A 21,763-nucleotide genomic window follows, 5' to 3' on the forward strand; every position below is an offset into this window, starting at 1 on the left:
GATGTCCGATTCTTCGACATCTCGATCGAATTGGGTGGACGGGGGAGTGGCCCCGACGGAGGTGCGTGGACCTCGTGTCGGCAGGACCGCCCCCGTCCACTCCTGCCTTCACTGCGGCGCCCCGCTGAAAACCGACGCCGCGCGCGAGTCCGGCTTCTGCTGCTCGGGCTGCACCTACGTCCACCGCCTCGTGCACGAGCAAGGACTCGAGGGATACTACAAAATCCGCGACTCCGTCATCGCGCCGGTCGATCAGACCGTGTTCCAGCCGCGCGACTTCACCTGGCTGGCCGAGCTGCAACGCCACGCCGAGGTCGCGCCTGCGCCCGAGCTCACGCTCGAGGTGCAAGGCATCTCCTGCGCCGGGTGCGTCTGGCTCATTGAGAAGATTTTCCACAAGCACGCCGGCGCGCTCTTCATCGAGACCGACGCCCAGCTCGGCCGCATGCGTTTCCGCTGGGAGCGCGGCCAGTTCGACGCCACGGAGTTCGCGCGCGCGCTGCAGTCTTTCAATTACCTCGTCGGCCCGCCCGGCGAGGAGCCGGCCGTCCCCGAGAGCAAGTTCCTGATTCGTCGCATCGGCCTGTGTGCCGCGTTCGCGATGAACATCATGCTCTTCGCGTTGCCGGCCTACTTCGGTATGGAGCGGACGTTCGCCTACGCCGGACTCTTCGATACGCTCGCGATGGCCTGTGCCACGCTGAGCGTGCTGGCGGGCGGCACCTATTTCATCAGTCGCGCCGCGCGCGCCCTGCGCGATCGCGTCATGCACATCGATCTGCCGATCGCGGTCGGCATCATCGGCTCCTACGCCGGTTCGATCTACGGTTGGCTGACCGGCAACCACTCGGTGGTCTACTTCGACTTCGTCGGCACCTTCATCGTGCTGATGCTCTTTGGCCGCTGGGCGCAAGTCGTCGCCGTCGAGCGCAACCGCCGGCGCCTGCTCACGACGAACACGCGGCCGCAAAAGGTCTCCGTCGACACGCCGCGCGGCGCCGTCGATCGCCCGGTTGAGGAACTCGTTGTCGGCGACATCTACACCGTTCGCTCGGGCCAGGTCATCCCGGTCGAATCGCAGCTCGAATCCACCGCCGCCACCCTCGGCACCGCGTGGATCAGCGGCGAAGCGGACCCGCGCGAAGCGCGCACCGGCGCCCGCGTGCAATCCGGCGCGCTGAACCTTTCCCGCGGCTCGATCCGCTTGCGCGCACTGCAGCCGTGGCACGTCTCGCTCCTTGCGCAACTGCTCCGCCCGACCGGCCGCGATCAATTCCGCCACCGCCTGCTCGAACGCGTCGTCACCGGCTATCTCGTCGGCATCTTCGTCGTCGCGACGGCGACGGCCATCGGCTGGTGGGTGACGAAACACGACGTCGCGCTCACGTGGTCCGCTGTCACCGCGGTGCTCGTTGTTTCGTGCCCCTGCGCGATCGGCCTCGCATATCCGCTGGCCGACGAGATGGCGACGGTGGCGCTGCGCCGCTTCGGCGTGTTCGTGCGCGAGAACGACCTGTTCCCGCGCCTCGCGCGTCTGAAGAAAATCGTCTTCGACAAGACCGGCACGCTCACGCTGGAGACGCCGGTGTTATCCAATCCCGAGGCGCTGCACGCCCTCTCGTCGTCCGCGCGCGCCGCGCTGCTCGCGCTCGTGCGCGACAACCCGCACCCGATCAGCCAGTGCCTGAACGAGAACCTGCTCGCCGACGGCTTGGTGAATGGCGTCGAGCCGGCCGCGGGCGAGGTGAACGAAGAAACCGGCTTCGGCGTCACGCTGCGCGGCGAACTCGGCCGCTGGTCGCTCGGCCGTCCCGGCTGGCTGGGCGACGCGAAGTGTAACCTATTAGGTTACACCTCCGGTGAAGCGCACGACACGGAGTTCGCGTGCGACGGCGTCGTGCTGGCGCGATTCAAGTTCACCGATGCGGTGCGGCCCGGCGCGCGCGACGAGATCGCGGCGCTGCGCGCGGCTGGTTTCGAGACGTTCATCCTCAGTGGCGACCGGAAGGAAAAGGTCGAGGCGATGGCGGACGGACTCGGCATTCCGCCGCAGAATGCCATCGCTGAAGCCACCCCGACGGAGAAGGCGCAATGGCTGCAGCGCACCGACCGGCAGGACACGTTGATGCTCGGCGATGGCGCGAACGACTCGCTGGCGTTCGACGCGGCGTTCGTGCGCGGCACGCCGGTCGTCCATCGCGGCGTGCTCGAGGGCAAGGCCGACTTCTATTATCTCGGCCGCGGCCTCGACGGTCTGCGCCGGATGTTTGCGGTGAACGAGACACGGCGGATCACGCAGCTCGTGCTGATCGTGTTCTCCGTCGCCTACAATTGCACGACGGTGACGCTGGCGGCGTTCGGCCACATGAATCCGCTGATCGCCGCGGTGATCATGCCGGCGAGCTCGCTGTTGAGCCTGTTGATCGTCGGCGTGGGGATGCGCCGGCAGGTGTCGGTGCGTTGATCGGGCCGGAGCGGCGCGAGTTCGCTCGCCCCGCTCGTTCCGCGCGACTGCCGAGAAGCTTCCGAACGGGTATGTCCTTTGTCGCTGTGTCAGCGAGCGCGACGCCGATGAGCGGTTCCAGCGCTTGCTCGAGGGCGATCACCTGCACCGCGAACTTCTGCGGCGCCTGCCGTTGCCGGTGGCGATCAAGGATACGAAGCGGCGCTTCACGTTCGTGAGCGATGCGGCACTCGAGCTGTTGCGCGCCGCGGTCGCAGATCATCGGACAGCCCCAGCGTGCCGCCGCTGCGCTCGCTTACGGTCGGCCGCGCGGTGAATCGGCGAGCGTGCTGACGACGGCGTCGGCGAAGGCGGCGTGGCCGAGGTCGCCGATGTGCACGCGGTCGAGGGCGATCGTTTCGGGAGCGTGCAGTGCCAGCAGGCGGTCGATGATCGACTGCGTGTCGATGAAGCGCGCCCCATGTCTCGGGGCGAGGCGCGCGACGATGGCGCCGAATTCGTCCATGCGCCGGCGCATGGCGTCGGCGCGATTGGGTTCGACGTAGAACGGCGTCAGGAGCGCGATCTCGCGCACGCGCGGGCGGGCGGTGGCGATCAACCGATCGAGTGTGGCTTCGTATTCGGCGGGTGGCACGGCATCGGCCTGGCGCTGCGGATCGAAGAAGCGCCACACGTCGTTGATGCCGATCATCACGGTCAGCCAGTCGGGCGAGAGGTCGAGCACGTCGCGTTGCCAGCGGGCGGCGAGGTCGCGGACGGTGTGTCCGCCGATGCCGCGGTTGAGCACGGCGATGTTTTTCCCGGCGAGGCGTTGCGCGGTGAGGGCGACGTAGCCGTGGCCAAGCGCCGTGGGGTAGTCGGGCGCAGTGGGGGCGGGGCGGCCCCATTCCGTGATGGAGTCGCCGATCATGACGAGGCGGAGGGGATTCATGGGCTCAAGGTTGGCGCGTGAGGACGAGGGCGGAGTGGCGCGTCACGGCGCGCGTCGGCAACCGCAACGTGCCGCCGACGTGGGAAACGACGTCGGATGCCGTCACGGTGGCGTTAGCCGTGTCCCACCAGGTCACTTTCCAAGTGCCCGGCGGGACGTCCTCCAAAACCAGAGTGCCTTCGGCCGGTGCACCGGGTTCGAGGGCGAGGAGATTGGCGCGGTGGCGCAGCCAGAGCGCGATGAAGCGGTCGTTGCGCTGACCGATGGCGGCGAGCGCCGGTGCGGTGAGGCCGAGGTCGAGGTGCGACACTTGCACCCAGTCGCTGGCGCCGGTGTTTTCGATCGCGATGGTGTGCGCGCCGGCGGAGACCGCGACGGCGAGGGTGGCCGGGAAAACTCCGGTGGGTTGCCACGCGCTTTCGGCGGCAGTCTTGCCGTCCACGGTCACGCGCAGGGCGCCGCCTTTTTCGGAGACGCCGACCACTTCGAGTCGCATGGTGGTGTCGCGCGGCAGAGTGACGCGGAAGGCGGCGCGGCTGGGGAAGGATTCATTGGCTTCCGCCGCCGGAGTGACGAACGTGGCGGGCCAGTCGCCGAGTTCGAGCGGCTCGCGGCCGTCGAGCGGCAGCGTGCAATCCCGGGCGGGGCGGCGTTGCCATTGCTGGGCGCCGGCGAGTTGAAGCGGGACGCGCGGGTCGCATTCCACGGCGGCCGAGAACGGCTGCAGATCGCGGTGGCGGGACCAGCCGGAGAGCACGACGAAGCGATGCACCGCGCCGATCTCCGCGAGCCGGCGGGTGTCGCGGAGCTTTTCGCCTTCCCACGCTTGCGCGGGCAGCGAGCCGGCGCCCATGAGGCTGGCCCAGATGGCGGGCGGCTCGACGAGGCCGGACTTCTTCACGTTGTCAGGGAGGCGGAGGTGATCGTCGCCGAATTCGCCGTAGAAAATCGGACGGGCGTCGCCATTGCGGCGCGGAGCGAATGTGCGCGCGGCGGTGATGAGGTTGGCGCTGTAGAGGTGCGGCTGGAGGAAATCCATCTCCGCGTTGATGGGGCTGAGGAGGTTTTCCGTGCTGGTGGTGATGGGGTGGCGGTAAACGTCGATGGAGCGGATGAGCTTGGCCATGTCGGCGTGCCATTGGGCGACGGCGGCTTCGTCGTGGGCGATTTTCAGGGCGTCGACCCAGTGGACTTCGTTGAAGAGTTCCCAAGCGAAGACGGCGGGCGACCAGCCCCACCGCGCGACGATGTAGCGGTATTTGAGCGCGGTGAGCAGGCGGGCGCGGGAATCGGTGAAGAAATCCGACGGAGAGCGAAGGAAACCGCCGGGGTTGGCGGCGTTCCAGGGGTTGTCGACCCACGAGGGATTCACGGTGGTGCTGTATTGGCCGTGGTATTGGAGGACGATCTGGAGATAGACGCCGTGCTCCTCAGCGGCGGCGAGGAGCGCATCCCAGCGGGCGGCGACGTTGGCGTCGATGCCGCCGGGGGGCACGGGGGCGCCGTCTTCCGGGGTCACCCAGTCGAGATTGGTGCGGCCCCAGTGCACCATCCAGACGCGCATCCAGTTCAGATGGTTGGCGGCGAAGGCAGCGAGCGTGGTGCGGTAGAAATTGAGGACGTCGGGCTCGTGCGCCCAGGCGACGTTGGCGCCGAAGGGAATGAACGCGTGTCCGTCCGCGCGGGCGAAGCCACCGGGGCGACGGGGATCGATGCCGACGGGGGGCAGGCGAAGGCGCGCGGGATTTTCGAAAGTGGAGGCAGAGTGCGGCCCGGCGGCGATCGGTGCGGCGGGCGAGCCGCGCGTGCTTTCGAGGATGCGGCCGAGCGTGTAGGTGCCGCGCTGGTCGGGGCGCGCGTGGACGGCGTAGACTTGCTGGCCGACGTAGAAGGCGGGCAGCAGCAGCGTCTCGCCGGACGGCTGAGTGACTTCAGCCCAGATTTCGCGGGCGAAGGGATTGGCGATGCCGGGTGCGGGAGCGACGGTGAACTCGAAGCGCACGGGGCCGGCGTGGAGTGCGGCGACCAGCAGGAGCGAGAGCAACGCGGCGGCGAGGCGGGCAAGGGGGGCGGGGCGGCGCATGGCGACGTGGACTATCGCACGACAGTGGGGTTCGGGAAATGAGTTTGGTTGGACGCGGGTGGAGAGCGAGCGCCGGAAAAGAAGAAGGCGCCGGAATTGCTTCCGGCGCCTTTTAGCACCCCAGTTCCGCGGCGCGAATCCCAAGCCGGGCCGCGGAACCTCGGTTTACCTCAGAACGAGAACGTGTTGGTGATCTGCCAGCCGAGGCCTTCCTGAATGCGGGAGAGGGCCACGGTGCCGTCGGGCTGCAGGTTGACGGGCACGAGGTGGGTCTTCTCGCCGACGTTGCGGAGGTTGAGCTGCACGCGCCAGCCGACCTTCTTGGTGAGCCGGCGTTGGTAGCCGATCCAGAGATCGAAGTGGTCGTCGGTCGGGCCGTAGAGCGGCTGGTCGATGTCGAGCACGTCCTTGGTCTTGTTGTAGCGATAACCGAGGATGCGCTTGTCTTCCCAGCGGTAGGCGAGGCCGGCGTTCACGTCCTTCAGGACGCCTTCACGGAAGTTGTAGTTCGTGACGGCATTGAAGCGCCACGGGGAGATCTCGGGGACCTGGCTGCCGATCTGGGCTTGGAGCACGGCGTAGGGCGCGAGGATGTTGTCGGCCCAGACCTTGCGGAGGGTGTCGCCGCCCCAGAGGCGGATGAGGCCCGCGTCGCCGGCGAGGAACTTGGTGTAGGTGGAGATCCAAGTGTCGATCGTCGGGCTGATGGCGTCGCGGGTGGCCTTCGTCTTGGAGAAGTTCACGGCGACGGACCAGTTCTTGGTGGGCTGGGCGGTGATTTCGAATTCGACGCCCTTGGAGGTGGTGTCGACGGAGGCGACGGGGCCGGAGCCGAAGCTCTTCAGGCGACCGCCATAGGCGGGCTGGAGGCCGAGGGCGGCGGCGCCGTTGCCGTTGACGCCGTAGGTGGGAACCGCGGCGTAGCGTTGGGAGTTGGTGGTGGCGGCGCGCATCGCGGCGATGTTGAGGCCGAGGCCGTATTCGTCGGCGAAGGCCTGCGTGAGCGGGAAGCTCTTGAAGTAGTCGTTTACGACGGCCTGGATGCGGACGGGGTCGCCGCCTTCGATGCCGTTCCAGGGCCAGCCCCAGTTGCCTTGGCGGAGCTGCGGATCGGCGATGCCGTCGAGCGCGGCGAGGGCGTGGGTGGCGCCCCAGTAGGGGAGAGCCCAGGCGTAGTAGAGATTGCCGGAGAAGCCCGCGCTGTCGGCTTGGAGCGTGGCGTTCTGCATCTTGGTCTCATACTTGGTGATCTTGAAGGTCAGGCGGTCGTCGAGCGTGCTGATGATGACGCCGTAGTCCTTCGTTTCGGCCTTCGGGTTGTCGATCTGGTTGCCGAAGATGTCGCCGCGGGGGGCGTCGGCCTTGAAGTTCTCGGACTTGTTGGCGAAGAGGCTGAGGCTCGAGTTGAACGGGAGCTTCGCGCGGAGGCCGCGGGGGGAGTGGAGGACGACGCCCCAGCTCTTGCTCTCGCCGGCGACGTCCTGAAGGTTCGGCGTGGAGAGGCTGTAGTCGGTGCTCGAGACGTCGTTGGCGAGCTTCTTGCCTTGGCGGCTTTCGTTGGTGATCTCGTCGCGGCGCCAGCCGAAGGTCGGAACGAGGGTGCCGTCCCAGAGATACGCCTGCCAGATGAAGGCTTTGGACTCGATGACGTTCTTGGCGTATTGCGCGCTGCTGTAGAGCGAGGCGCGGTCGGCGGGATTCTCGTAGTTGAGCATCTTGAACGAGCCCGAGCGCCAGCCTGCGTAGTTGGCGGGGTTTTCGGATTGGGTGCTCGTGTTGCTGACCGGGTTGCCGTTTGCGTCGTAGGTCGTGTAGGTGTAGGGCGCGTCGAAGGCGACGTTCGAGTTCCAGTGGGAGTCGAAGTAGCGGACGTTAACGTTGCCGTTGGGGTTGATCACGCTGTTGATCCGGCTGAGGTTGGCGCCGGAGGCGCTGGACTTGGATAGCAGGGAGGGCCCGAGGTAGGCGATCCAGTCATACTGGCGGGCGCCGTTGATGATGGAGTTGTCGAGGCCGAGGCCGGTGGTGAACGCCGGATCGGAGGCCCAGCGCGAGAAGGAGCGTTGGTCGGTTTCCTTGGTGTCCTTGGACCAGAGGCCGGTGAAGACGTGGCGGCCGAGCAGTTTGCTGACCCAGTTCTTGCCGAGGTAGTCCTCGGTGTTGAGGTCGGCGAACGCGGTGAGGCGCTTGGCGTCGCGGTCGATGTAGTTCTCGGCGTTGCCGTATTGGCCGGAGTTGGCGACGTAGGGGCGGCCGACGTTCGGGTTGGCGGAGCCGTCGATCAGGTGGGTGTTGATGTCGACGGAGAGGGCGAATTGGTCGCCTTGGAGGAAGGAGAGCTGGCCGTCGCCGTAGCGCTGATAGTCGTAGACGAACTCGAAGCCGACGCGGTCGTTGAAGAAGGTCTGCGAGATGGCGACGTTGGCGGCGTCCCAGTCCTGCCATTCGCGTTTATTGTCTCCGTCGATCAGGTTGTTGAAGAAGTCGAAGATCGACGTGTCGGAGAGGGAGACGTTGGAGTAGTATTTGCCGCCGGGGACGGCGACGCGGGCGTAGTTATTGAAGGTCGCGATGCCCCACGGACGAGCGAAGGGGACGCCGGCGATGGTGGTGTCGATGGAGCCGTCGCTGCCGCGGCCGAGCGGGGTGCCGTAGTTCGGCATCTGGTTGAAGAGGCCGCCGCTGCTGGCGTCGAAGAAGCCGGCGATGTTGGAGCTCATCATGCGGCCGAGGAAGGCCTCGCGGAACCACGGATACGCGGCGTTCGTGCCGTTGTAATTTTCACCGTAGCGGGCCCAGGTGGTGACCGGGTTGAGCGTGAGCTTGTTCAGGTTGGCGACGCCGTTGGTGGTGCCGGTTTGGAACCACGGGGTGATGGCGTCGATGGGCGGGAGCGAGCGCGGGCGGTTGGCGTTGACGTTGCCGTTCTCGTAGTTCGCGCGGATGGTGGTGTGGGCGCCCTCGCCGAAGATTCTCGGCTCGTAGCGCATCGCGGCGAAGAGGCGCTTGTCGTGATTGAACGCGGGTTTTTGCTGATACTTCGTGTCGTCGTCGAGGAAGGCGGCGCGGAACGACAGCGTGTTCTTCAATGCGACGTAGTTGAAATCGCCGGAGGTGCGGATGGAGCCGTAGCGGCCGACGCGGTTCTCGATCTTGTTCGAGTTCTTGAACGTCGCCGTGTTGATGCTCGTGTTGATGATGCCCGCCGGGCTGCCCACGCCGAAGAGGATGGAGTTGGGGCCGCGCTGGAGGTCGACACGATCCACGATGTAGCCGTCCCACGGGATCTCCGTCAGGAAGTAGTCGCGGGTGTTGTCGGCGGCGTCGAGGCCGCGGACGCGGGTGTTGTTGCTGGGGCGGAGGAGATTGCTGTTTTCGTTGTAGGTGGCGGCGCCGCCGGCGGCGGAGAAGTTACCGCGCACGCCCGCGACCTCGGTGTTGGTCGTGTAGACGAGCAGGTCCTGCTGGTTCTTGGAGCCTGTGTCCTGCAGGAACTGCGAGGTCACCACGCTGATCGCGGAGGCGACGTCCTTCAGTTCCGTGCGCACGCGCGTGCCGGCGAGCGTGCTGTTTGCGGTGTAGCCGACGTCCTCGTCGGCGGTGACGACGAACGGCGAGAGCACCACGGTCTCGTCGGTCTTCTGGTCGCCCGTGGTGGGGGGCGAAGCGGGCGGCGTGCTCTGCGCGGAGGCGGAGTGCATTGCCGCGAGGGTCAGTGCGGACGTGACGCAAAGTGCGCGCAGCCGCAAGGATTGGCGGGACATGATCATCGGGGTTTGGGGGTGTAGGAGTTGGGGGGCTCGGTCGCGCGGGGGCGAACCGTGCTGCGAACTCCGGACCGGAGGCTTTCGCAGCGTGCGCACTATACCGCGCGACCGGGTCGCGGTGAATGAGTTCACTTGCACCGCAATTAAGTCTTATTGCCGGGGTGATTTAACGCTACATGCCCGGTAAATGCCCCAGGAGGGGCAGACCTCATTGGATTCTCTTTGCTTCTGTTTTCCGGCGGAATTCTCCGGGGGAATCACCCGTCAGGCGCTTGAAGACCACACACATATACTCGACGTGCTCGAAGCCGGCGAGTTCGGCGATCTTCTTCAGGGGGAAGTCGGTTTCCATGAGCAGCTGGCGGATTTTCTGCACCTGGACGCGGCGGATTTCGGCCTGCGGGGAGCGGCCGAGGTGGCGGCGGAACTTCTTTTCCAGCTGGCTGCGCGAGGCGTGGGCGTGGCGCACCACTTCGTCGACGGTGAGGCCTTGCGTGGCGCGTTCGCGGATGATGCTGAGCGCGGCGGCGACATTGCGGTCGTCAATGGCGAGGACGTCGGAGGACGGGCGCGTGACCACGCCGATGGGCTCGATGCGTTCGTCGAGATCGGTGATGCGTTCGCCCGCGAGCATCGAGGCGAGGACTTCCGCGGCGCGGTAGCCGGACTGGAAGGCGTTCGGCGCGACGCTGCTGAGCGGCGGGTAGGCGAGCTCGCAACGGATGGGATCGTTGTTGGCGCCGATGACGGCGATCTCCTCGGGCACGAGCATGCCGTGCGCGTGGGCCGCCGTGAGAATCTGGTTCGCCCGCAGGTCGAAGCACGCCATCACGCCGCAGGGTTTGGGCAGGCGCTTCAGCCAGTCGGAGAGGCCGCCGATTTGCTCGAGGTCCCAGGCGGGCGTGACGTCGCCGGGGTAGTGGATGTCGTGCAGGTGACAGGTGCGGCCGGCGAGCCGCAACGCCTCCATGAAGCCCTCGCGGCGTTCGCACGACCAACCGTCGTTGGAGAAGCCGGTGAAGCCGAAGTTCTGGAATCCGCGCTCGAGGAAATGCTCCGCGGCAAGGTGACCGATGGCGACGTTGTCGGGGCGGATTTTCGGCACGCCGGGGAAGCGCGGCACGTCGTTGAGGTCGACGAGTGGGATCTTTTGTCGGCGGCAAGTCTCGACGAGGCCCGGCGTGGTGTGGCGGCTGATGACGCCGTCCCATTGGTTGTGCTCGAGCCAGCGCGGATCGATCTCGGCGCGGGCTTGGTCGTCGTGGAACGCGGTCCAGATCTGGTGGGTGCGCTCGTAGTGCACGACGCCGCGGAGCATGGCCATGCTCTCCTCGAAGCGATTCAGGAAAACGAGCAGCACTTGCGGACGCACGGGCCGGAGAGTTAGTTCGGCGCGCGTGTTTCGCAAGCCGCGAGGTGCACGGCTAGGTCGCGGCCGTTTCGCGTTGGGCGCGGCGCGCGGTCAGGTCGGTGTTGATCGCGGCCATGCGGGCCTCGTTCAGCGGGTAGAAGAGGAAGATCACGAGCGAGAGCACGCCGAGCGCGGCGGGATAGATGCTCATGAGGCGGACGAGGCTCTCTTTCACCGCGGCGGAGGGGAGCACGTTGGCCTGGAAGCCGACGAACTGGAGCAACTGGAACGCGAGGTAGGCGGCCAGCGCCCAGCCGAATTTCTGGCTCATGGTCGAGGCGGAGAACACGAGGGCGGTGGTGCGGCGGCCGCTCTTCCATTCGCCGTAGTCGGCGGTGTCGGCATACATCGCCCACATCAGCACCGGCAGCGGCGCGCCGAGGAAACTGCCGACGATCTCGAGCACGAAGATCGCGCCGAGCTGGCCGGGTTGGAGGAACAGGTAGGCGACGGTCGTGAGAATCTGCAGCGTGAAGAGCGCGATGAAGAGGCCCTTCTTCGGGAAGCGGCCGACGATGAACGTCACGAGCAGCACGCCCGCGACCGAAGCGGCCTGTCCGAGCGTGTTGAACGCCGACAGCAAGCCTTCGAGCGCGAACGGACGGCCCAGGAAAGTGAGCGGCTGATCGGGCGCGCCGTTGTAGAGGTAGTATTTGAAGTAGTGCGCCGAGACGGAGCTGCGCAGCGCGACGAACAGGATCCACGTGAGCGTCGTGCAGAGCAGGAGCACCCAGGCGTTGTTCGCGAGAAGGAACTTGATGTCGCGGGCGACGGAGGTGTTTTCCTCGGGCGCGGGTTTGATGCGCTCCTTCGTGCCGAAGACGGTCACGAGGAAAAAGCCGATCGCGACGACGCCGACGATCGTGAACGCGAGTTGCCAGCCGAGCTGCGGGTTCTTGTCGCCGCCGAGCGCTGAGACCATCGGGAGCAGCGTCGCGGAGATGACCATGCCGGCGGAGAACGCGAAGATGAACTTGATCGACGAGAGGCGTGTGCGCTCGACGGCGTCGTTGGTCATCACGCCCATCAGCGCCGTGTAGGGGATGTTCACGGTGGTGTAGAGCATCATCAGGCCGTTGTAGGTCAGGTAGGCCCAGATGAGTTTGCCGCTCGGTCCGAAGCCGGGCGTCGTGAACGTGAGCACGCCGAAGATCGCGAAGGGCACGCAGCCGAAGAGGATGAACGGCCGGAATTTTCCCCAGCGCGTCTCGGTGCGATCGGCGAACATGCCGATGATCGGATCGTTCACGCCGTCCCAAATGCGGCTCACGAGCAACATCGTCGCCAGCGCGCCCGCCGTGATGCCGAACACCTCCGTGTAGAAGAACGGCAGGTATTTCATGAACGTCTGCCAATACAGCACCGACGCGAAGTCGCCGCAGCCGAACGCGAGCATTTCGCGCAGCGGGAGTTTGTTCTGGGAAACGGGAGCGGACATGGCGGACGGCGGGGTTGGGGAAGCGTGGAGAAATCAGACCTGGCCGCGCCGCGCCTCGAGTGCGGTGCGGACTTCGGCCATCTTTTCCTGCGTGAGGCCGAGGCGCGCGAGCAGGATGAAGGCGACGAGCAGCCCGGCGACCGGCACTGCGGCGAGCAGGAAGCGAATGGTGAAGATCGTCTGCGCGGACTGGTTGCCGCCGAGCGCGGCGTCGAAGCCGGTGAGCGCGAGCACCTCGCTCGTGAGCCAGCCCGCGATCGCCATGCCGAACTTCATGATCCACGCGCCGCACGCCGAGAACGCGCCCTCGCGGCGTTTGCCGGACTCGAGTTCGTCGTAGTCCATCACGTCCGCGCCGATCGAGCTGTAGATCATCCAGAAACCCGCGCTCGTGAACGCGATCAGGCCGGACGCGAACACCTGCAGCCAGCGCACCTCGGGCGTGTAGAGCCACCACGTGGCGATGAACACGGCCATGGCGGAGAGCTGCACGGCCATCATGCCGGTTTTCTTGCCGAGCCGGCGCGCGAGCGTCGCGTAGACCGGGATGCCGAGGAAGCCGAACACCATTCCCGAAAGGCCCATCCAGAAATTCCACGTGCCCGCGGCCGCGACGTCGCCTTGGCAGACGTAGTAAACCGTCGCGTAGTAGCCAAAGGTGCCGACGAGCGCCGTGCCCGAGCCGTAGGCGAGCGCCATGCAGAGGTTCGCGCGGAAGGGCCGGCAGCGCAGGGCGAGCACGAGCGTCTCCATGATCGTGACGCGCTCCTGATTGCGGCCCACGACGAGTTTCTCGTAGTAGCGCTCGCGGAGCAGGAAGAACATCACGACGCCCGCGACGATCATCACACTGCCGAGGAGCACCGTGTAGACCTGCGCGCCGAGGAGAATGTTGGGCTTCGCGCCCGCCACCGGCGGCAGCCAGCCGAAGAGCGTCTGCGCGAGTTGGCCGAGGCGGGGAAAATCCAGATGCAACACCCCGCCGAACACGTGCGCGAACCACGCGCCGGTCTGGTGCGCGAGCGTCGCGAGGCGCGCCGGCACGTCGGCCCAGCTCGCCGCGACCCACACTCCCGCCGTCGTGAACGCTGCGGCGGCGAACATCGCGACCTCGGGCACTTTTTGGCAGACGCTGCGGAAAGCCGCGAGCGCCGTGCGCTCGTGGTAGTCGGGCGTGAGCTCCGCGCCGATGCTCAGGAACGGCATGTAGAAGCAGCTCATGATCGGCACGAACACCGCGAGCGTCGCCACCATGAACCAGAAATACTGCACCTCGCTCCAGCCGGGGCGCGCCGCGAAGAGCAGTGGCAATGCGAAGCCCGATAGCACGGAGCCGACGAGGATGAACGGCCGGCGGCGACCGAAGCGCGTGCGGGTGTTGTCTGACCACCAGCCGAAGACGGAGTCGCAGATGGCTTCGAAGAACAGTTTGACCAGCAGCGCGCGGCCGATCCACGCCGGCGACACACCAAGATAGATGTTGAAAACTTGGTAGGCCATCCCGACGTAGAGCCAGTGGCCCCACATGTCGTGGACGGAGCCGAGGCCCATGCCGAATTTCTGGGCGAGCGGCACGCGATCGCCGGCGGCGGTGGGGGAAATCTGGCTCATGGGGTGGGGTGTGGTGGAAACAGGGGCGCGGAGAGCGCGGACGCTAGTAGGTGTCGACGAGCGACCGCCACTGCAGCGCCTCGCGCAGCCGCGCGAGCGTGATCGGCCGGGCGAAGTCGAGGGTGACGGTCTTCGCTTCGCGCGGGTAGAGTTCGAAGTAGTTGTCGCTCGCCTTGTGCGCGAGGCCGGGCAGCTCGAACGCGAAGCGGTGCTGGAAAACCGGCGAGAGGAACGACACCTGCGCCTGCCGCGGATGCAGCAGCTCCGTGCGCACCTGTGTGGCGGCGCGCGGCAGGTCCATGAAGCGCGGCGCGGTGAGGAAAACCGTGTCCTCGCTCACGCAGGTGCCTTCGACGTCGAGCGCCACGCGCAGGTAAAGCGAGCCGCGACCGTGTTCGGCGATGGGCTTGGCGAGATCGAGCGTCTGCTGGCGCACGCTCTCGCCGTAGCGGAGCGCGACTTTCTTTTCGCCGTTGAGCACGATCTTGCCGGCGACGGTGAAGAGGTCCCACCGCAACACGCCGCGCGCCGGAGCGGGGGCGTCGTAGATGGTGTGGAGATGCACCTCGTGCACGGTGGAGCGGCGGTAGTTGCCGATGCCGGCGATCTCGTCTCCGGGCAGATGCGCCGACACGAGGGCCGGGGCGAAGAAGCGCCGCGCGACGTAATGCAGCGCGCGCCAGCGGCCGGTGAACTCGATCGAACTCCATGAGGCGACGGGCCAGCAGTCGTTGAGCTGCCAGTAGAGCGCGCCCTGGCAGTGCGGCATGAGGCGGCGGTAGTGCTCGACGCCCGTCTGCATGCAATAGGCCTGATTGAGCTGCGAGAGGTAGATGAGGTCTTCCTGCGTGCGCGGGAACCGATAGCGGCGCGACACGTAGTCGAGGATCACCTGGTTGCCGCCCCGGTTCTTCTGATGGTTCTCCATCGCGGCGCCGAAAACGTTGCGGTCCGCGGGCGGGCAGAAGGTGGCCTGGGTTTCGGGCGAGCAGTAACTCTGCATGCCGAACTCCGAAACGAAACGGAAACGCCACTTCTCGTAATCCTTCACCGGATGACGCGCGTGCCACACGTCCCAGTAATGCGTGTCGCCGTGCTTCTCGCCGTCGGCGTGGCGGAAGCCGCCGTCGGGGCGATGCGGCGACGACGGCCAGTAGGGCGTCACGCCGTCGTGCGCGGCCACGACGGCGGGGAGCGCCTCGTCGAAGAGCGCGGCGTAGGCGGCGCGGTTGGCGGGCAGGTCGAGCAGCGGCGGGTTGCTTTGCGCGGGGTCCTTGTTGAGCGCCTCGATCTCGTTGTTGCCGCACCAGAGCGCCAGGCAGGCGCGGTGGCGGAGACGGCGGACCTGTTGCTCGGCTTCGGTCTTCACGCTGCGGACGAAGTCGCGGTCGCCCGGATAGATCGCGCAGGCGAACATGAAATCCTGCCAGACGAGCAGGCCGAGTTCGTCGCACAGGTCGTAGAACTCCTCGTGTTCGTAGATGCCGCCGCCCCAGACGCGGATCATGTTCATGTGCGCCTCGACCGCGCTGCGCAGATCGCGCTCGTAGTCGGAGCGTTTCAGCGTGGTGACGAAGGCGTGCGCGGGGATCCAGTTGGCACCCTTGGCGAAAATGACCCGGCCGTTGACCTTGAACTGGAACGTCTCGCCCGCCGCGTCGGCGTGGCGGTCGAGCTCGATCGTCCGCAAGCCCACGCGGTGCACGCGCGCGCCGATCGGCGTGCCATCGGCGCGGCGAATCTCGATCGCGAGCGTGTAGAGCGGTTGCGCGCCGTGGCCGTTGGGCCACCAGAGCTGCGGGTGATCGATGACGATGCGCGTGCCCACGCCTTCGGCGACGACGATGCCGCTGAGCTTGAGCCGGTAGTGGCAGGTGGCGGAGCGATCGGCGCGGGCGAGCTCGGGCGCGAGCGCGAGCGTGACGGGGCCGTCGGCGGCGTGTTCCTGCGTGATGCGCACACCGAGCAGGCGGTTCTGGCTCCAGCCTTCGAGACGGAGGTCGCGCCAGATGCCGGCGGTGACGAAGCGCGGGCCCCAGTCCCAGCCGAATTGGCACTGCTGCTTGCGGATGACTTGGCTGCGGCCGACGGGGTCGTTGAACTCCTTCGGTGCGTGGGTGCGGCGCGTGCGGCGGATGTAGGCCATCGCGCTGTCGAAGCGGATCGTGAGTTCGTTGGCGCCGGCGCGGAGCAGTTTCTTCACGTCCCACCGGTGCGCGATGAACATGTTGGCCGTGCGCGCGACCTTGCGGCCGTTGAGCGTGACGGTGGCGATCGTGTCGAGGCCGTCCGCGACGAGTTCGACGTTATCCTCGGCGAGCAGCTCGGCGGAAACGTGCAGTTTCGCGGTGTATTCCCAGTCGTGTTCCTCGATCCATTGGAGGTCGAGTTCGTTGGTGCCCCAGAACGGATCGGGGATGAGTTCGTGGCGGCGGAGATCGGTGTGGACGCAGCCGGGCACGATGGCTTCGCGCCACGGACCGCCGGCGGTCGCGTCGCGGAAGCGCCACGGCGCGGTGTTGAGCGGGAGTTGCTGCATGGCGGCGGAGCGGGAGCGCCGTCAGCGCTGCAAGGGGTTTTCCTTGATGAACTGGATCACGTCCTGCGCCGTGCAGAAGCACAGCGCGGAGAACGTGTCGGCCGCGCCGTAGTAGATCGCGATGCGGCCGGTGGCGGCGTCGCAGAGGCAGCCGACGGGGAAGCACACGCCGGGGACGAAGCCGGAGAGTTCATACGGCGCCTCGGGGCAGAGCAGCGCCTGGTTCGCGGAGGCGATGACTTTCCACGGTTGATCGAGGTCGAGCAGCGCGGCGCTCATCGAGTAGACGAAGCCGTTACAAGTGCTCGTGACCGCGTGGTAGAAGAGCAACCAGCCTTCGCTGGTCTCGATGGGCGACGGACCGGCGCCGACCTTGACGCCTTGGAACCACGGCCAGCCGCGGCCCATGACGTGCCGGTGTTTGCCCCAATAGACCATGTCGGGCGACTCGGAGATGAAGATGTCGCCGAAGGGCGTGTGTGCCGTGTCGGACGGGCGCGAGAACATCAGATACTTGCCGTTGACCTTGCGCGGGAAGAGCACGCCGTTGCGGTTGTAGGGCAGGAAGGCGTTCTCGAGCTGCTCGAAGTGCACGAAGTCCTTCGTCTTCGCGATGCCGATGGTGGGGCCGTGGTAGCCGTTGCACCAGGTGACGTAGTGCGTGTCGTCGATCAGCGTGACGCGCGGATCGTAGGCGTATTCGTGGCGGCGCACCTCGGGGTCGTCGCACTGGAAATCGATTGGCTTGGGCTCGAAGGTGAACTTGAAGCCGTCCGCGCTGCGGCCGACGTGGAGATGCGGCACGCGGTCCATGCCCTCGGTGCGGAACACGCCGATGAAACCGCCCTGCCACGGCACGACGGCGCTGTTGTAGATGCCGGTGACGCGGGGCAGCGGGCGGCGGCCGATGACCGGGTTGGCGTCGTAGCGCCAGACGAGGTCCGGGTTGCCGGCCGGGCGGGGCTGCCACGGAATGTTGGGGAGAGCGGGACCGACGATCTTGAGTTGCATAGCTAACAGGAGGGGCGGACGCCCGACGGCTCCGTGGGGTGCCGGCGGCCGAGCGATGGAAGGGGTGGGAAAACTACGGTGACAGTCTACGCGGTGCGCGCGCCGCCGTTAATGAGTTTTATTGTTCGCCACTTGAGACGTTGTGCGGTGCCTGCGGCCGGAGTTCGACCAGCCAGACGTCGTTTTCGCGCTGGGGAAAGGTGCGGGTGAACAAGCCGTCGGCGCCGATCTCGACCGCTTCGTCGATGCGCGGGACACCCGCCGAGGCGGTGCGCAGCGTGGCGACTTGCGCGCGGGTGAGCTGCGCGGGCGAGCCGAGGTCGCGCCAAGCGGATTGGACGTCGTTTTGCCGGTAGCCGACGAGCGTGGCGGTGAGCCGATAGCGGCCGGGCTTCAGGCCGGCGAGGCGCAGCGCGACTTCGCCCTTCGCTTTCGCGGGCTGATCCTTGGCGTAGAACTGCTGATTGATCGCCGAAGGGCCCGGATGCGTGATCGTGAAGTCCCAGAACAGCGCCTGCACGCCGCCGCCGGTGTCGCGGCAGACGAACGACTCCGTGTCGTTGTTCGCGAGCTCCGTCTCGCCGAGGCGATGAAGGAAACGATAGGCGAAATACGAGGGCTTGGGCAGATCCTGGTAGTTGAGCAGTCCGAAGCCGCCGTGGAACGGCGTGGTGCGCGGACCGGCTTCCTCAAAGATGTCGGTGAAGGTCCAATACGACATCGATTGCGCGGCCGCGCCGATGTGGCGGATCTTGTCCAGGATGAAGGCGGCGCTGTGGTAGCTGTCGTGCAGCGGATCCGACGGCGTGTAGGAGCTGCTCCACTCGGTGTAGTGCAGCTCGGTGCCGGCGAAGGACGAGCGCTCGATCTTGGCGCGCGTGCCGCGGACCTCGCCCGTGACGGCATTGCGGTCGGGCGAGAACACGGTGCCGGCGTTGCCCGTCTCGTCGAGGTAACCGCTGGAGGTGGCGTAGGTGTGCGTGCTGAGGAAATCGAGCGGCACCTTCTGCTCGGCGCAGAACGCAAGCGTCTCGTCGATCCAGCCGCTGCCAGCGGTGGCCGGGCCGCCGACGCGATAGGTGGCGTCGACGGACTTCACGGCGCGCGCGGTGGTGGCGTAGAGCTTCTTGTATTCGGCGAGACCGATGGGGAGGAACTCCTCGAAGGTGCGACCGCTGCTCTTGCCGAGCCAGAAGCCGTCAAGGTTGGGTTCGTTCCACACTTCGAAATACCACGAGCGCACTTCGTCGGCACCGTAGCGCTCGGTGACGTGGCGCACGAACGCGGCGATGAACGCCTCCCATTTCGCGTAGTCCTTCGGCGGCGTGACGTTCGCGCGATACCAGAAGATCGTGTCCTTCCCACTCGCGAGCGCCTCGGGCATGAAGCCGAGCTCGACGAACGGCTTCATGCCGATGCCGGTGATGAAGTCGAAGAGCTCGTCGACATACTGCCAGTTGTAGACCGCGCCGCCCTGCTTGTCCTCGTGGTAGACGCCCATGTCGTCGCAAAACAGGCCGTGGAAACGGATGTAGCGGAAGCCACAGTTCTCGCGGACGAAGCGCAGCTGACGCTGCCAGTCGGCGCGGAGGCCCTCGTTGGCGCGCCCGGCGCCGACGCAGAAGTTATACATCCGGCTCATCGGGCCGCGCGCTTGCGTGGCGTCGGCGGCGATGGTGCGAAGGGGTGATTCCGTCGCGGCGAGCGTTGCCAATGCGCCGAGGGAAAACAGGAGAGCGAGGCGGCGCATGGGCGGCGAAGGCGGGCGCGTTCTAGCGTGCGGCCGGTGTGAGCCGGAACAGCGCGACGTCGTGCGACTCGACGCGCACGGTGAGCGGCTTGCTCGTGTCGCCCGCGTCTTTCTTCGCCCACACGTCGCGCACTTGGTAGGTGCGGCGGTCGAGCGTCCAGAGTCGATCCCACTCGATCGTGAGATCGGCGGCCGCGGTGGAGGTGTTGAGCGCGCAGACGGCCCAGTCGCCGCCGCTGAGGGGCTTGATCCAGACTTCGATGTTCTTCGCGGGTTCGGCGAGGGCGCGGAAGCCCTGTTTGCCGAGCTTGTCCTGATCGATGGCGATGACGTCCTTGTCCGTGAGGATCGCGCGAATCTCGGGCTTCATGTGCGTGACGTCATTGCCGGCCATGAGCGGCGCGGCGAGCATGCACCAGAGGGAAAAATGTGCGCGCGACTCGGCGAGCGAGAGGCCGCCGTTGCCGACTTCGAGCATGTCGGGGTCGTTCCAGTGACCGGGACCGGCGAACTTGTTCAGGCCGTCGGCGCCGACGTTTTCGACGAGGCTGTATTGGAGATCGAGCAGGCGTTTCCAGCCCGACTCCCAGCCTTTGCGGCCGTCGTAGGAGTCGTAGATGTCGCCGGTGGTGCGCCAGAGGTGGCCGATGTCGGCGGCCCACTCCCAGGGTTTGTTCTGGCCCCATTCGCAGATGGAGAAGACCACGGGCCGGCCGGCGGCGAAGAGGGCGTCGCGCATGCGCGTGTAGGCGTCCTTGGCGTTCGCGTCGCCGTGGTTGCACCAGTCGTATTTGAGGTAGTCGACGCCCCAGGAGGCAAAGAGGCGCGCGTCCTGGAATTCGTGGCCCCAGCTGCCCGGGTAATCGCCGCAGGTGCGCGTGCCGGCGCAGGAATAGATGCCGAACTTGAAGCCGCGCTCGTGCAGGTAGTCGCCGAGCGCCTTCATGCCGCTCGGGAATTTCTGCGGATCGGGGACGAGGCTGCCGTTGGCGTCGCGCTGTTTGAGCGACCAGCAGTCGTCGATCACGATGTAGACGTAGCCGGCGTCGCGCATGCCGTTCGCGACCATGGCGTCGGCGGTCTGCTTGATCAGCGTTTCGTGGATGTCGGACGCGAACGTGTTCCACGTGTTCCAGCCCATGGGCGGCGTGAGCGCGAGATTGTCGAATTTCTTGGCCATGGCGGTGAAAGCTAGGGCGGAGGAGAGAACGAACGCGGAAAGAATTTTCATGGGGGAGGAAGAGGAGAAACCACGAATGAACACGAATGGACACGAATGAACTGGCGTGCGATTGCCGACGCGAGAGACCGCGGCGACGATCTTGGCTCCCGGTATTCGTGTGAATTCGTGTCCATTCGTGGTTGGACGGTTGGGTCGGAAATCACGCCGGCAGGTTCGCGCCGTTGGTGCGGATGAGCTCGCGATACCAGTAATAAGAATCCTTGGGCGTGCGCTTCTGCGTCTGGTAGTCGACGTGGATGAGGCCGAAGCGGTCCTTGTAGCCTTCCTTCCACTCGAAGTTGTCCATCACGGACCAATAGAAATAGCCGGCCACGGGCACGCCCTCGACGACAGCGCGCTTCATCGCGCCGAGGTAGCGCGCCATGAAGTCGATGCGTTGCGGGTCGTGGACCTTGCCGTCGAGGTGGACGAAGTCGGTGTTGCAGTAGCCGTTTTCGGTGAAGACGACGGGGAGCTGGTAACGCTCGTGGATGAACCGCGCGGCCCAATACGTCGCATCGGGTGCGATGTTCAGCCACGGGAGCGTGCCGCGCGCGTTGCCGATGCCCCACGGATTCGGGACGTTCTCCGGCGAGCCGTCGGGCTTCGCGCGCACGAGCCAGCCGGAGTAGCAGTTGTAGCCGGTGAAATCGATCGGCTGCGCGATGAGCTTGAGATCGGCGTCGGTGACCTGCGGCATGTCGGCGCCGAACGCGGCTGCGGCGTCGTGCGGGTAGTGGCCAAGGTGCACGGGATCCATCCACCACGAGATGTTCCACATGTTTTTGTTCGTGCACCCGAAGTAGTCGCGGCGCGCGGCCTCGATGTCGGCGGCGGAATTCGTAGCGGGGATGCGCTCGCGGCCGGTGTGCGCGATGGAGACCTGGATCGGGCCCTTGCAACGGGCGCGCAGCGCCTGCGTGGCGCGGCCGTGCGCCATGAGCAGGTGGTGCGAACCGAGCAGACACTCGCGGAAACTGAGGCGCTGGCCGGGCGCGAACATGCCTTCGTGATAGCCGAGGCCGATGACGACGGGCGGCTCGTTGAGCGTCATCCAGTGCTTCACGCGATCGCCGAGTTTGTCGGCCACGACGGCGGCGTAGTCGCCGAACCATTCGACGATCTCGCGATTGCCCCACGCGCCGCGCAATTGCAGCGCCTGCGGCAAATCCCAGTGAAACAGCGTCACCCACGGCGTGACGCCGGCGGCGAGCAGTTCGTCGACGAGGCGATCGTAGAAGGCGAGGCCCTGGTCGTTCACGCGGCCGGTGCCTTCGGGCATCACTCGCGGCCAGGAGACGGAGAGACGGTAGGCTCGCGCGCCCATGTCGCGCATGAGCGCGACGTCCTCCGCGTAACGGTGGTAGTGGTCGCAGGCGACGTCGCCATTGTGGTCCTCGAAGATTTTGCCGGGCTCGTGCGTAAACACGTCCCACACGGACGGACCGCGACCGTCGGTCGCGACGGCGCCTTCGATTTGGTAGGCGGCCGCAGCGGCGCCCCAGGTGAAGTCTTTCGGAAACGACATGGTGGCGA

12 protein-coding genes are annotated in these 21,763 nt (G+C 66.5%); 1 reads left to right on the forward strand and 11 read right to left on the reverse strand.

Annotation, left to right across the window (positions count from 1 at the left end):
• Position 1 precedes the first annotated feature (1 nt).
• A complete protein-coding gene (locus tag HZA32_10750) occupies positions 2–2,464 on the forward strand; it encodes a heavy metal translocating P-type ATPase metal-binding domain-containing protein (protein ID MBI5424551.1) in 2,463 nt (820 codons plus the stop codon).
• Between the two features lie 295 nt (positions 2,465–2,759).
• On the opposite strand, the gene HZA32_10755 is transcribed toward HZA32_10750, so the two are convergent.
• The 11 genes from HZA32_10755 to HZA32_10805 form a co-directional block, all read right to left on the reverse strand.
• The gene (locus HZA32_10755) at positions 2,760–3,395 is read right to left on the reverse strand and encodes an SGNH/GDSL hydrolase family protein (GenBank protein MBI5424552.1); all 636 of its coding nucleotides are present in this window, start codon (positions 3,393–3,395) and stop codon (positions 2,760–2,762) included.
• Between the two features lie 4 nt (positions 3,396–3,399).
• A complete protein-coding gene (locus tag HZA32_10760; protein MBI5424553.1) occupies positions 3,400–5,478 on the reverse strand; it encodes a DUF5060 domain-containing protein in 2,079 nt (692 codons plus the stop codon).
• A 170-nt stretch (positions 5,479–5,648) separates the two neighbouring features.
• A complete protein-coding gene (locus tag HZA32_10765; protein ID MBI5424554.1) occupies positions 5,649–9,179 on the reverse strand; it encodes a hypothetical protein in 3,531 nt (1,176 codons plus the stop codon).
• A gap of 274 nt (positions 9,180–9,453) precedes the next feature.
• Positions 9,454–10,617 carry a XylR family transcriptional regulator gene (locus tag HZA32_10770; GenBank protein ID MBI5424555.1) on the reverse strand — a complete coding sequence of 388 codons (1,164 nt, stop codon included), beginning with the start codon at positions 10,615–10,617 and terminating at the stop codon, positions 9,454–9,456.
• Between the two features lie 52 nt (positions 10,618–10,669).
• The gene (locus HZA32_10775; GenBank protein ID MBI5424556.1) at positions 10,670–12,094 is read right to left on the reverse strand and encodes an MFS transporter; all 1,425 of its coding nucleotides are present in this window, start codon (positions 12,092–12,094) and stop codon (positions 10,670–10,672) included.
• A gap of 33 nt (positions 12,095–12,127) precedes the next feature.
• A complete protein-coding gene (locus HZA32_10780; GenBank protein ID MBI5424557.1) occupies positions 12,128–13,705 on the reverse strand; it encodes an MFS transporter in 1,578 nt (525 codons plus the stop codon).
• 43 nt (positions 13,706–13,748) lie between these two features.
• On the reverse strand, positions 13,749–16,244 hold the full coding sequence (locus tag HZA32_10785) for a glycoside hydrolase family 2 protein (GenBank protein MBI5424558.1): 2,496 nt from the start codon (positions 16,242–16,244) through the stop codon (positions 13,749–13,751).
• Positions 16,245–16,265: 21 nt separating this feature from the next.
• Entirely contained in the window at positions 16,266–17,255 is a 990-nt protein-coding gene (locus HZA32_10790) for a glycoside hydrolase family 130 protein (GenBank protein ID MBI5424559.1), read from the reverse strand.
• Between the two features lie 118 nt (positions 17,256–17,373).
• Entirely contained in the window at positions 17,374–19,005 is a 1,632-nt protein-coding gene (locus tag HZA32_10795; GenBank protein ID MBI5424560.1) for a glycoside hydrolase, read from the reverse strand.
• A gap of 22 nt (positions 19,006–19,027) precedes the next feature.
• On the reverse strand, positions 19,028–20,236 hold the full coding sequence (locus tag HZA32_10800; GenBank protein MBI5424561.1) for a glycoside hydrolase family 27 protein: 1,209 nt from the start codon (positions 20,234–20,236) through the stop codon (positions 19,028–19,030).
• Positions 20,237–20,387: 151 nt separating this feature from the next.
• Complete coding sequence (locus HZA32_10805; GenBank protein ID MBI5424562.1) at positions 20,388–21,755, reverse strand: beta-glucosidase; 1,368 nt, start codon at positions 21,753–21,755, stop codon at positions 20,388–20,390.
• Positions 21,756–21,763: the final 8 nt, after the last annotated feature.

It is taken from the genome of Opitutia bacterium (assembly GCA_016217545.1).
Lineage (GTDB): Bacteria > Verrucomicrobiota > Verrucomicrobiia > Opitutales > Opitutaceae > Didemnitutus.